Below are 12540 nucleotides of genomic sequence, written 5' to 3'. Positions count from 1 at the left end.
GCAATCATCCCACCCGAGGGCGTCCAGGAGGGACGGGAACACAACGATGTCGTCACGATGTCACCCCGTGGTCCCCCGGGCCCTGGACCAGGGCGAACAGGGTCGTCGTCGGCACGCCGGACCGTGCGGCGTCGTCCGTAGAGCCGTCGCCGCCCGTCACGATCGTCGCCACGAGGACGACGAGGAGCAGCCCGAGCAGCGCGACGAGCGGCCACGTCATGCCCTTCGGGATGCCACCGATCCGCTGGCCGGTCGTGGTCGAGGTCCGGCGCGCCGTGGCCGTGCGCCCGGGCGGGTCCTGGGTCTGGCGGCGCATCTCCGCACGGGTCGACGGGGGGCCCGACGGCGACCGGTCGCCCGCACCCGGGCGGTCGCCGGGCCCGTCGGGGCGACCCGCGGGACCGGTGCTCCGCGTCGCGGCGCGCGGCGAGCCGGGCCGTGCGGCCGCGGGTGCCGGGCGCCGTGTGCGGGACGTGCCGTGCATCTCCCGGCGGGGCGGGTAGGAGCGCGGGGTCGTCGGGTCGTCGTCCTCGTCCGGCGGGCCGGGCGTGGGCGACGAGGGCCGCTCCCACGGCAGCGCGGGCCCGGCCGCCGGGGGCCCGGCCTTCACGGGGGCGGGCGGTGCGGGCGGTGCCGGCGGGGTCGCCGCGTGCTCGTCGTCCGGGTGCGGCTCGCGGACCGTCGCCGGGATGACGATCGGCGTGATGACGGGGGCGAGGTCCTCGCGGGAGGCGCCTCCGCGTGCGGCCTCCGCGGCCGCGGGGCCGGGGGACGCGGGGTGCGACGGAGCGGCGTCGTCGGGCTCGTGCCGCCCGCGCCGGGACCGCCGCGTCGGCGGCCCGCTCACGCGCGCGGACCACGGGTCGGCGGCGAGCCGGGCGGCGATCTCGTCGAGCACCTGGGCGAGCTTCGCCGCGGTCCGCGGGCGTGCCAGCGGGTCCTTGGCGAGCATCGCCATGATGAGGGCCGACAGCTCCGGGTCCACCGACGACGGCAGCGGCGGGACGGCCTCGTTGACGTGCGCGACGGCGATGTCGACGGGGGTCGAGCCGGTGAACGGCCGGTTCCCGACGACCGACTCGTACGCGACGATGCCCAGCGCGTAGACGTCGGAGGCGCCGGTCGCGGCCTGACCGACCGCCTGCTCGGGGGACAGGTACTGCGCCGTGCCCATGACCATGCCCGTGGCCGTCATGGGGACCTGGTTGGCCGCGAGCGACACCCCGAAGTCGGTGATCTTCACCGTCCCGGAGCGGTCGATGAGGATGTTGCCGGGCTTCACGTCGCGGTGCACGACGCCCGCCACGTGCGCGGCGTGCAGCGCGCGGGCCGTCTGCGACAGGATCGGCAGGAGCCGCGACGGCGGCAGGACGGGCTCGCGCTCGAGCAGGTCGGCCATGGGCTCGCCGACGACGAGCTCCATGACGAGGTAGCCGGACCGGTCCTGCTCGCCGTAGTCGTACATCTGCGCGATGTTGGGGTGCGACAGGGCGGCGCTGTTGCGGGCCTCGGTGCGCAGGCGGTTCAGGAAGTCCTCGTTGCCCGCGTACTCGGAGCGCAGCACCTTGACCGCGACCTCGCGGCCGAGCGCGTCGTCGGCGGCGACCCAGACCTCGCCCATGCCACCGACGGCGATGCGCCGGACCAGGCGGTACCGGTTGCCGAGGTGGAGCCCTCGAACGGGCTTCATCCGTTCAACACCGCCTCCATGACGGCGCGGGCGATCGGTGCGGCGACCGCGCCGCCCGTCGCCTCGCTGCCCGAGGACCCGCCGTTCTCGACGATGACGGCGACGGCCACCTGCGGGTCGTCCGCCGGCGCGAAGGCCGTGAACCACGCGTGGGGGGGCAGGGCCGGATCGTTCTCGGCGGTGCCCGTCTTGCCCGCCACCTGCACGCCGGGGATCTGCGCGGCGGTGCCCGAGCCGTTCTGGACGACGCCGAGCATCATCTGCGTGAGCTGGTCGGCCGTCGACGGCGAGACGGAGGTGCGCAGGCGGCGCGGCTCGGTCTGCTGGACGACCTCGAGGTCCGGGTTGCGGATCGTCTCCACGGTGTACGGCGCCATGAGCACGCCGTCGTTGGCGATCGCGGCCGAGACCATCGCCATCTGCAGCGGGGTGGCCTTCACCTCGCCCTGGCCGATCCCCGCACGGGCGAGGTCGTCGGGCGCCGACTGCTCCTCGGTCGGGTAGCGGCTGGCGGTGACGTCCATGGGGATGGTCAGCGAGTCGTCGTCGAACCCGAAGGCCTCCGCCTGGTCACGCATCGCGTCGTCGCCGAGCGTCACGGCGAGGTCGGCGAACGCGGAGTTGCACGAGATGCGCAGGGCGTCGGCGAGGGTCATCTCCCCCGTCGGCGAGCACCGGATGCCGCCGAAGTTGTTCATCGGCTGGCCGGACTGGGGCAGCTGGTACACGTCCGGTGCGGGGACGACGGACTCCGACGTGTACTGCCCGCTCTCGATCGCGGCGGCCGACGTGACGAGCTTGAACGTGGACCCGGGAGGGTACGTGTTGCCGCGGATCGCCCGGTTGCTCATCGGGTCCCCGTCGGCGTTCGCGAGCTCCTGGAACGCCGCGTTGGCGGCCCCGGTGTCGTGCGTCGCGAGCTCGTTCGGGTCGAAGCTCGGCTTCGAGACGAGGGCCAGCACCCGGCCGGTCTTCGGCTCGATCGCGGCGACCGCACCGCGCTGGTCGCCCAGCGCGTCCCACGCGGCCTGCTGGGCGGCCGGGTCGATGGTCAGCTCGACGGACGCGCCCTGCGGCTGCTCGCCCGTGAAGAGCGCGGTGAGGCGGTCGAGCCACAGCGAGCTCGCCTCGCCGTTGAGGTACTCGTTCTCGGCGCGCTCGATCTCCGAGGTGCCGTTGACGACCGAGAAGTACCCGGACACGGGCGCGTAGAGCGGACCGTTCGCGTAGGCGCGCTGGAAGCCGAAGGGGTCGTCCACGGGGGTCGACGACGCGATCGCCTCGCCCGCGACGACGATCGGCCCACGGAAGTTGCCGTACTCGCTGTAGATCGTGCGGACGTTGCGCGAGTCGCTGTTCAGGCTGTCGGCCTGGAACACCTGGATGTACGTCGTCGACACCATGAGCGCGAGGAACATCACGAGGACGACGCTCGCGACGCGGCGCAGGGGGACGTTCATCGGGCTCCTCCCCACGGGTCGGCGTCGGTCGGTCTCCGCACCACCTCGGTGCGCTGGTCGTCGGCGTGCTGGTCGGGTTGCGGTCCCGTGCCCGGGTGCGCGCTCCCGACCGTGGTGGGGGCGTCGTCGGGCATCGCGCCGACCGGGACCGCGCCGGTGCCGCCGACGACCTCCACGGGGTCGCTGTCGGTGCGCTGGCGCGCCCCACCGGGCGCGACGAGACCGCGCACGGGCAGCGACGACGGGCGTCGCGCGTCGTCGGAGATGCGCAGCAGCAGGCCGACCACGATCCAGTTCGCGAGCAGGGACGAGCCACCCTGCGCGACGAACGGCATGGTCAGGCCCGTGAGCGGGATGATGCGCGTGATGCCGCCGACCACGACGAACAGCTGCCACGCCATGACGAACGCGAGGCCGCCGGCGAGGAGCTTGCCGAAGCCGTCGCGCACGCCGATCGCGGTGCGCAGGCCGCGCTCGACGAGCACCAGGTAGGCGAGCAGGATCGCCAGCAGACCCGTGAGGCCGAGCTCCTCGCCGAGCGACGCGTAGATGAAGTCGGAGAACGCGTACGGGACGAGGCGCGGGTATCCCTCGCCCCAGCCGGTGCCGAAGAGCCCCCCGTTGGCCATGCCGAAGAGCCCGCCGACGAGCTGGCCGGAGCCGCCCGGGGTGCGGTTGTAGATCTCGGGGGCGAGGGGGTCGAGCCACACGTCGACGCGGGCCTGCACGTGCCCGAACGTCGACGCGGCGAGGACCGCGCCCACCGCGAAGAGCAGGAGGCCGATCACGACCCAGCTCACGCGCTCGGTCGCGATGTACAGCATCGCGACGAACAGGCCGAAGAACAGCAGCGAGGTGCCGAGGTCGCGCTCGAACACCAGGATCGCGAGCGAGACGAGCCACACGATGATGATCGGCCCGAGGTCGCGCAGGCGCGGGAGCTGGAGACCGAGCAGCTTCGGCCCGGCGAGGGCGAGCGTGTCGCGACTGGTCACGAGGTAGCCCGCGAAGAAGATCGCGAACGCGATCTTCGCGAACTCGGCGGGCTGGAGCGAGAAGCCGCCGACCTGGATCCAGATCTGCGCGCCGTTGATGCGCGTGCCGAGCCCGGGGACGAGCGGCAGCGCGACGAGCACGATGCCCGCGATCATCGCGGTGTACGTGTACCGGCGCAGCGTGCGGTGGTCGCGCAGGAACCAGATGACGAGGAACGCGCAGAGGATCCCCAGCGCCGTCCACTGGAGCTGGCGCGGCGCGAGGTCCTGGCTGCCTCCGGTGACCTGCGATCCGAGGTCGAGCCGGAAGATCATCGCGAGGCCGATGCCGTTGAGCGCGACCGCGACGGGGAGGATCACCGGGTCCGCGTACGGCGCCTTGATCCGCAGCAGCACGTGAGCGGCCCCGGCGAGGACGATCATGCCCCCGCTGTACACGTAGAACCGGCCCGGGAGCTCGCCCGTGAGCTGCAGGCCCACGATCGCGTACGCGCCGATGCCCAGCGCGAGCGCCAGGAACAGCAGACCGAGCTCCGCACCCCGCCCGGGGCGCACGTCGGTGGTCTCCACCGTGGCCATCAGTCCCCCGCGTCGCTGCTGCTGGTGACGCTCGGGGTGCTCGTCGGCTCGTCCGTGGGCGCGTCGCTCGGCTGGTCCGTGCTGCTCCCGGGCTCGTCGCCCGACGTCGCGTCCTCCTCCTGGTCGGCCGTCGCCTCCGCGACGAGCCGGTCCGCGCGGGCGCGGGCGTCGTCCAGCGACGACGCCGGGATGGTGGTCTCGAGACGGTCGACGACGTAGCCCGGCAGGTCGTCGACGCGCGCGCCGGTGAGCTCGACCGGGGTCGAGAGGGTCACCGGGCCCGCGCTCTCCGGGATCCCTCGGAAGACGGCGACCTGCCCGTCGGCGACGCCCACGTAGTACTGCGTCTGCGTCCAGCGGTAGCCCGCCCAGCCGGCGACGCCGAGCCCCACGACGACGAGCGCGATCGCGACGACCGTGACCCACCGGCGCGGCGCACGGCCGGGCCGGACGTCGTCCGTGCCGTCGGCGTCGTCCTCGCCGGTCTCGGGGTCGTCGCCCTCGCCGGCAGCGGTCTCGCCGTCGGCCGTGGTGACCTTCGCGCTCGCGACGAGCGAGGCGGCGCGCGCGGCGGGCCCGTCGGCCGCAGAGGTCGGGCGGTCTCGGTCGATCGCGGCCGAGCCGACGACCTGCGCGTGCGTCGAGGGCGCCCCGCCGTCGGGCAGCGCGTCGACGTCGACGACGTCGGCGACGACCACCGTGACGTTGTCCGTCGAGCCCGCGCGCAGCGCGAGCTGGAGCAGCCGGTCGGCGCACTCGTCGACGTCGGGCTCGTCCGTCATCGTCTGGGCGAGGGTCTCGGTACTCACGAAGCCCGACAGGCCGTCGGAGCACAGCAGCCAGCGGTCCCCCGGCTTCGCCTCGCGCACCGACATGTCGGGCGTGAGGTCGATGTCGAAGTCGCCCAGCACACGCATGACGACGTTGCGCTGGGGGTGCGTCTCCGCCTCGTCCGCCGAGATGCGGCCCGTGTCGACGAGGTGCTGCACGAACGTGTGGTCCGTCGTGACCTGTGCGAGCTCGCCCTCGCGCAGGAGATAGGCGCGCGAGTCGCCGAGATGGGCCATCGCGAGCTTGTTGCCGGCGCGCAGGATCGCGGTGACCGTGGTCCCCATGCCCGCGAGCTCGGGGTCGGACACGCTGCGTTCGACGAGGTCCTGTCGCGCGTGGTCGATCGACTGCTCGAGCTCGGTCAGCGCGTCGTCGGACCCGTGCGACTCGCCGTCGAGGTGCGCGAGCGCGGCGATCGCGATGGACGACGCGACGTCGCCCCCCGCGTGACCGCCCATGCCGTCGGCGACGACGAGGAGGTGCGGTCCCGCGTACCCCGAGTCCTGGTTGTTCGAGCGCACGAGCCCGACGTCGGAGCGCGCGGCGTAGCGCAGGGCGATGTTCACTGCGGGCTACCTCTGCAGCTCGACGACGGACTGACCGATCCGCACGTGCGTCCCCGGACCGAGCGGCATCACCTGGGTGATGCGCTGGTCGTCGACGTAGGTGCCGTTCGTGGAACCCAGGTCCTCGACGAACCAGGAGCCGTGCTGGGGGAAGATCCGGGCGTGCCGCGACGACGAGTAGTCGTCGTCGAGGACGAGCGTGCAGCTCGGCGCACGGCCGATGAGGATCGACGACGTGGTGAGCGGGACCGTCGTCCCACGCAGCGGGCCTGCCGTGACGACGAGCCGGGACGGGCCGGCCGGCGCGGACTGCCGGGCGGGCTCGGGGGCGGCGGGTGCGCCGGTGGCGGCCGGAGGCGCGGGGCGAGCACCGGCGTCGGACTTCTTCCCGCGGCGCGGGGTGATCTTGGTGCCGTACAGGTCCCGACGCAGCACCCCGATCGCGGAGAGCACGAACACCCAGAGCAGCACCAGGTAGCCCAGCCGGAGCAGGGTGAACGTGAGGTCGGTCATGCGGGCCGGATCACCACTCCTCGTTGTCGGACGCGCCGGTCCAGAACATGATGCGGGTACGACCGATGGTGAGGGAGTTGCCGTCGAGCAGGGTCGCCGCCGGGACCTGGTGGCCCTCGACGAACAGCCCGTTCGTCGAGCCCATGTCGGACGCGATGACACCCTCCGGGGTCACACGGATCTCGAGGTGCCGGCGCGAGACGCCCGGGTCGTCGACCACGATGTCGGCCTCCGACCCGCGCCCGATCACCGTCACGGGGCCCGTCAGGAGGTAGCGCTGGCCGTCGATGTCGACGAGAGGGTGCCGCGTGCTCGGCGATGCCGAGGTCGCGGGTGCGACGTTCCCGCGCACGCTCGCCGACCGCAGCTGGAAGCGCCCGACGTCGAGCACGTCGTTCTGCTCGAAGCTCACGCTCACCGGGCCGACGAACGCGTAGTGCTGCGACGCCGCGTACTGCGTGACGTTCGACGCCAGCTCGTCGGCGAGCGTCTCCGCGCCCCACCCCTCGACCTGGCCGAAGTCGTCCACCGACAGCTCGATGGTGAACTCGTTGGGCACGACCGTGCGGTCACGGTCCACGACGGCGGCGCGGTCGTCGACCTCCCGGCGCAGCGCGCTCGCCAGCTCGACCGGCTTGACCTCGCTGCGCCCGACCTTGGAGAACGCGTTGTTCACGACGCGCTCCACGCCCTTCTCGAAGCGGTCCAGGACTCCCATGCCACCTCCTCCCGTTCGTCGCTCGCTCACGTCCGTGCTGCTGACGAGCCTGCTGATCTCTTCGGCGGCCCGACTGCTGGTCCGGCTGCTGGTCCGCCTGCGGACCCGCGTCCAGGCAGACTACCTAGATCGTATCGACCACGTCTGCGGCGTCGGCCCGTTTCGCCGGGAGAATCCGGGACGGATGTGGCGCGTTCGTGGCGGACGATGTGAACGTCGGGCAGGCGCCCGCGCGCGACGCGCGTCGCCCCTGGGTGCCGAGCACGACCTGGAGGTCGTCGAGCGGCCCGGGACGACGGTGATGTCGTGCTCGACGGCGCGTGGGGTCGTGGTCGGCGAGCAGCGGCTGCGGTGGCTCCCGGCTCGACGGCGCGATTTCCGGGGGAACGCCTGGTCCTGCTAGTCTTCTGCGGCACGCGCGAGTGGCGGAATGGCAGACGCGCTGGCTTCAGGTGCCAGTGTCCGAAAGGGCGTGGGGGTTCAAGTCCCCCCTCGCGCACGTGGAGAGGGTTTCGACTTCTCAGTCGGAAGACCTTCAGAAAGTCCCGGTCAGGTGATCCTGACCGGGACTTTCTGCGTTCGACGAGACGACTACCTGGACAGGTGGGCGATCGCCTCGGTGATCAGGTCGGCCACCGCACCGGGCTGCGACACCATGACCGAGTGGGACGCGCCGGGGATCTCCGTGATCGAGACGGCGCCGGCACGCTCGGCCATGAACCGCAGGCCCTCCACCGGGATGTTCTTGTCTGCGTCACCGAAGACGAACCACGACGGGAGCGACCTCCACGCAGGGGTCTGCGCCGGCTGCGGCTCGCCGAGGGCGAAGTCCCGGATCGGGCGCTGCGTGCGTGCCTGGATCGCGGCGTCGGCGGCCGGGACGTCGGCGGCGAACTGGCCGGGGAAGAGGTCCCGGTCCACGACCAGGTCGTGGGTCCCGTCACCGAGCGGGTACGGGCGCACGGTCTCGCCGAGGGTGCTCCCGGGGAACCGGCCGGTCAGCTCGAGCGCGTTCTCGCCGTGGTCGGGGGCGAACGCCGCGACGTAGACGAGACCGACGACGGCAGGGTTGTCCACGGCCGCCTCGGTGATGACCGCGCCGCCGTAGGAGTGGCCGACGAGGAGGACCGGGCCGCCGATCCCCTCGACGGCCCGTCGCACGTTCTCCGCGTCGGTGGTGACGCTGCGCAGGGGGTTCGGCGTGGCGACGGCGGCCACCCCGGCGTCGGTGAGCCGGGGGATCACACCGGACCAGCTGGCCGACTCGGCGAACGCGCCGTGGACCAGGACGACGGTGATCTCTTCAGACATTCTCGATGCTCCTTCGTGGGGGTGGGTCATGCGAACTCGACGATCAGCTCGACCTCGACGGGCGAGTCCAACGGCAGGGCGGCGACGCCGACCGCGCTCCGCGCGTGCACCCCGGCGTCCCCGAAGATGGCGCCGAGCACCTCGGACGCCCCGTCGAGCACACCGGGCTGGCCGGTGAAGGCCGGGTCGGACGCCACGAACCCGACGACCTTCACGACGCGCGTGACCCGGTCGAGCGTGCCCAGCACCTCCTCGACGGCCGAGAGGGCGTTGAGCGCGCTGGTGCGTGCGCAGTCGGCGGCGACCTCGGGGCTGACCTCGGCGCCGACCTTCCCGGTGACGGGGAGCCTCCCGTCGACGAGAGGGAGCTGGCCGGCCGTGAGGACGAGGTTGCCGCTGACGACCGCGGGCACGTAGACGCCGGCGGGTGCTGGCGACCGGTGCGGGATCGTGATGCCGAGGTCCGCGAGGCGCGCGTTCACGTCCGGCATCAGCGGGCCAGGAACTCAAGGATGTCGGCGCCGAGCGCCTTCCGGAAGTCGCCGTAGACGCCGTGCGGCGCTCCCGGGTAGACCTTCAGGGTGCCGTGCTTCACGAGCTCGGCGGAGCGGAGCGCCGCGGCACCGATCGGCACGATCTGGTCGTCGTCGCCGTGCGCGATGAGGATCGGCACGTCGAGGGCCTTGAGGTCCTCGGTGAAGTCGGTCTCGGAGAAGGCCTTCACGCAGTCGTACGCGGCCGACAGGTTCACCAGCATGCCCTGCCGCCAGAAGTCGTCCTTCGCGCCCTGGGAGACGTTCGCTCCCTCGCGGTTGGCTCCGAAGAACGGCTCCGCGAGGTCCTGGTAGAACTGCGAGGCGTCGTCCAGCACGCCGGCACGGATGTCGTCGAACACGCTGATCGGCAGCCCGCCGGGGTTGTCCTCGGTCTGGACCATGAGCGGGGGCACGGCACCCACCGTGACCACGCGGGAGACCCGACCGGCGCCGTGCTGCGCGGCGTAGCGCACCACCTCGCCCCCACCTGTCGAGTGACCGACCACGACGAGGTCACGGAGGTCGAGGGCCTCCACCAGCTCCGCGAGGTCGCGCGCGTACGTGTCCATGTCGTTGCCCGTGGACGTCTTCGAGGAGCGGCCGTGACCGCGCCGGTCGTGCGCGATGGCCTGGTAGCCCGCGTCCGCGAGCAGCTTGAGCTCGACCTGCCAGGCGTCCGAGCTCAGCGGCCAGCCGTGGCTGAACAGGACCGGCTGGCCCGATCCCTGGGTCGTGAAGTAGATCTCGGTACCGTCGGACGTCGTGATGTAGGGCATGAAATATCCTCTGCTGCTGATGATGTCGTCCCGGCTGATGGGCCGGACGTGGGGTCTGCGCCCGCTCGAGCGGGGCCGCGGGCGAACGCCTGTCCCCACCTCACCGCCGTCGCGGCCGGGTGACCAGGCAGAAAGCAGGCAGAAATGGGAAGTCACCTCCGGTGAACCGACCCCCCACGCTCGGCGAGCAGCTCCGTCGCCTGCGGACGTCGGCCGACCTCACCCTCGAGGCGCTCGCCGAACGCTCGGGGGTGAGCGTGCGGACGATCGGCGACGTCGAGCGCGGCGTCAGCGTCGCGCCGCACCGTCGGACCGTCGACGCGCTCGCCCGTGGTCTCCGGCTCGGCTCCGCGGACCGCGAGGCGCTGCTGCGCGAGTCGCGGGCCCGACGAGCCGTCCCCGCGCAGGGGCCACGTGCCTCGGCGGTCGCGCCGCACCGGGTCTGGGACTTCAGCGGTCGGGAGCGCGAGATCTCCGAGATCACGTCGTTCCTCACCCCGTCCGGAGAGGGCCGCGTCGCACCGGTCGTGATCTGCGGGCTGGCGGGGATCGGCAAGACCACGACAGCGCTCGAGGCGATCCACCGCCTCGAGCCTTCCCGGCGTCCGGTCCTGTTCCTCGACCTCGACGGCCTGAGCTCGTCTCCCCTGACCCCGATCCAGGTCGTCGGCGCGCTGCTCCGTCAGGTCCCCGGTCTCGGTGAGGCGGTGCCCAGAACTCTCGACGACGCGGTGCTCAGGTGGCGTGCCGTGACCGCCGAGACGTCGGTGACCGTCCTGCTGGACAACGCCGACTCGGAACGGCAGGTCCGGCCCGTTCTCACGCTCCACGCCGACAGCGCGGTCGTCGTCACGTCGCGGCGCGCCCTCGCCGGGTTGGAAGGGGTGCGTCGGATCACGCTCGGTCCCCTCAGGCCGGAGGAGAGCGTCGAGCTCCTGGCGAAGATCATCCCCGCGGATCAGCGTGAGGTCGGTGACCTGCGCGAGCTCGCGGAGCTCTCCAGCCACGTCCCGCTGGCGATGCGGATCGCGGGGAACCGGATCGCCAGCACGCCGGCTGTCCACGCGGGCGACTTCTCGGCGCGGATCAGGTCTGCGGAGAACCGCTTCCGGATGCTGGTGGCCGGCGACCTGGCGGTCGAGGCAGCCTTCACGTTGTCCTACGAAGACCTCGAGCCGGCGGTCGCGACGCTGTTCCGCGCGATCTCCGTGCTCGACGCCGGAACGTTCGACGCCCGGATCGCCGCCGCGACCCTCGCGTCCCCCGTCAGCCCCGGTGAGGTCGAGGACTGGCTGGACGAGCTGACCGACCTCGGTCTGCTGGAGGCCCGCGGTGGCAACCGGTACCACCTCCACGACCTGGTCCGCCTGTTCGCCGCCTCGCGACGGGTCGCTGCCGACGCGGAGGCCGCCGACGCCGACGGTGCCGCCGAGGCGACGCAGGCGCGGCGCGACCGGTTGCGGCACTGGCTGCTCGGGAGTCTCGAGCGTGCCGGTGCCTGGTTCGAACCGGAGCGGTCGCCGGCGGGAGCCGGCCCCGCCGGCGTGACGTTCGCCGACGCGGAGGCGGCCGACGCCTGGATCCGCCTCGAGGAGCATCACTGGTGGCCGGCGATGCAGGCGGCGGCGAAGGCCGGCGAGCACACCCTGGTGGTCGACGTGGCCGACGCGATGCACTGGTTCTCGGAGCTCTGGGCGGAGTGGGGGCACTGGACGGAGTTCTTCGGCCTCGCGGTGGACTCGGCGCGCGCCCTCGGGGACGAGCGGCTCGAGGCCATGCACCTGGGCTACCTCGTGTGGGCCACCGTCGTCGAGTCGTCGGACCGCGTGGAAGGGCTCCGGCTCGCGCGGCTCGCGGTCACCGCCGCCGAGGCGTCGGAGGACCACCAGCAGCTGGGCTGGGCGAACTTCTACCTCAGCTGGATGCTCAAGGAGAACGGGCTCGACGGGAGCCTCGAGGCCTGTCGCACCGCACTGCTGAAGTTCGGTCTCGCCGGCGACAGCGAGGGCACGACGAGCGCCGCGTCCCTCCTCGGCGACCTCGCGCGGGCGACGGGTCACCACCAGCTCGCGCTCGACGAGTACCGTGCCGCGTACGACCAGGTGCATGCCGGGGCGCCGGTCTTCACGCGGGCCATGACGCTCCTGGTCAGCACCCTGCACTACCGGATGTCCGAGGCGCTCGTGGCGCTCGACCGGCCTGCCGAGGCGATCGACGCGGCCGACCGCGCGATCGCCATCGCGGAGGAGGTGCGGGGACTCACCCTCGTCCGGATGTCCCTGCGGTCACGCGCGATCGCCCACCTCTCGACGGGCGACGGCCGACAGGCCCGGGCGGACATCGAGCGCGCTCTCGAAGGGCTCGACGTGACGTCGACCACCGGGGTGAACACGGCGTTCCGGGACACCCTGCTCCCGCTGCTGGACGAGGCCGCTCGGCTGTCCGCAAGCGGCGGGACGCCGTCCGTCCGCTCCAGCTGACGGCTGCTTCGCCGGCTCGGTCCGGGACGCCGAGAGGCCGCGAGCGGCAAAGTTCTCGGATCGTCCCGGATGTGGTCAAAGAACT

General features: G+C 72.7%; 10 protein-coding genes and 1 tRNA gene. 2 read left to right on the top strand and 9 right to left on the bottom strand.

What is annotated here, in order from left to right; all coding sequences use genetic code 11:
• Positions 1–52: 52 nt before the first annotated feature.
• The 6 genes from ACZCLJ_RS13130 to ACZCLJ_RS13105 are packed head-to-tail and all read right to left on the bottom strand — an operon-like array spanning position 53 to position 7352.
• Positions 53–1690: a serine/threonine-protein kinase gene (locus ACZCLJ_RS13130; RefSeq protein WP_463104019.1), complete on the bottom strand. Its 1638-nt coding sequence runs from the start codon at positions 1688–1690 to the stop codon at positions 53–55.
• A complete protein-coding gene (locus tag ACZCLJ_RS13125; RefSeq protein WP_251152973.1) occupies positions 1687–3150 on the bottom strand; it encodes a peptidoglycan D,D-transpeptidase FtsI family protein in 1464 nt (487 codons plus the stop codon). The genes ACZCLJ_RS13130 and ACZCLJ_RS13125 overlap by 4 nt, the downstream gene beginning before the upstream one ends.
• A complete protein-coding gene (locus tag ACZCLJ_RS13120) occupies positions 3147–4724 on the bottom strand; it encodes an FtsW/RodA/SpoVE family cell cycle protein (RefSeq protein ID WP_463104018.1) in 1578 nt (525 codons plus the stop codon). Before ACZCLJ_RS13120 ends, ACZCLJ_RS13125 begins: the two co-directional genes overlap by 4 nt.
• The gene (locus tag ACZCLJ_RS13115; protein WP_463104017.1) at positions 4724–6121 is read right to left on the bottom strand and encodes a Stp1/IreP family PP2C-type Ser/Thr phosphatase; all 1398 of its coding nucleotides are present in this window, start codon (positions 6119–6121) and stop codon (positions 4724–4726) included. Before ACZCLJ_RS13115 ends, ACZCLJ_RS13120 begins: the two co-directional genes overlap by 1 nt.
• A gap of 6 nt (positions 6122–6127) precedes the next feature.
• Positions 6128–6634, bottom strand: coding sequence for an FHA domain-containing protein FhaB/FipA (locus tag ACZCLJ_RS13110; RefSeq protein WP_463104016.1), 507 nt, complete (start codon positions 6632–6634; stop codon positions 6128–6130).
• 10 nt (positions 6635–6644) lie between these two features.
• The gene (locus ACZCLJ_RS13105; protein WP_251152977.1) at positions 6645–7352 is read right to left on the bottom strand and encodes an FhaA domain-containing protein; all 708 of its coding nucleotides are present in this window, start codon (positions 7350–7352) and stop codon (positions 6645–6647) included.
• A 416-nt stretch (positions 7353–7768) separates the two neighbouring features.
• Here ACZCLJ_RS13105 and ACZCLJ_RS13100 point away from each other — a divergent pair.
• A tRNA-Leu gene (locus ACZCLJ_RS13100) sits at positions 7769–7851 on the top strand.
• 92 nt (positions 7852–7943) lie between these two features.
• Here ACZCLJ_RS13100 and ACZCLJ_RS13095 read toward each other — a convergent pair.
• The 3 genes from ACZCLJ_RS13095 to ACZCLJ_RS13085 are packed head-to-tail and all read right to left on the bottom strand — an operon-like array spanning position 7944 to position 9975.
• Positions 7944–8663: an alpha/beta fold hydrolase gene (locus tag ACZCLJ_RS13095; protein ID WP_463104015.1), complete on the bottom strand. Its 720-nt coding sequence runs from the start codon at positions 8661–8663 to the stop codon at positions 7944–7946.
• A 26-nt stretch (positions 8664–8689) separates the two neighbouring features.
• Positions 8690–9154 (bottom strand): RidA family protein, encoded by a 465-nt coding sequence (locus ACZCLJ_RS13090; RefSeq protein WP_463104014.1) that lies wholly within the window; start codon positions 9152–9154, stop codon positions 8690–8692.
• Positions 9154–9975, bottom strand: coding sequence for an alpha/beta fold hydrolase (locus ACZCLJ_RS13085; RefSeq protein WP_463104013.1), 822 nt, complete (start codon positions 9973–9975; stop codon positions 9154–9156). The genes ACZCLJ_RS13090 and ACZCLJ_RS13085 overlap by 1 nt, the downstream gene beginning before the upstream one ends.
• 161 nt (positions 9976–10136) lie before the next feature.
• On the opposite strand from ACZCLJ_RS13085, the gene ACZCLJ_RS13080 reads away from it, so the two are divergent.
• A complete protein-coding gene (locus ACZCLJ_RS13080; RefSeq protein ID WP_463104012.1) occupies positions 10137–12455 on the top strand; it encodes a helix-turn-helix domain-containing protein in 2319 nt (772 codons plus the stop codon).
• Positions 12456–12540 lie beyond the last annotated feature (85 nt).

This window comes from Cellulosimicrobium sp. So1_17 (assembly GCF_055181235.1).
The sequence above is the reverse complement of the archived record's forward strand: the minus strand, read 5'-3'. Positions and strand labels throughout refer to the sequence as shown.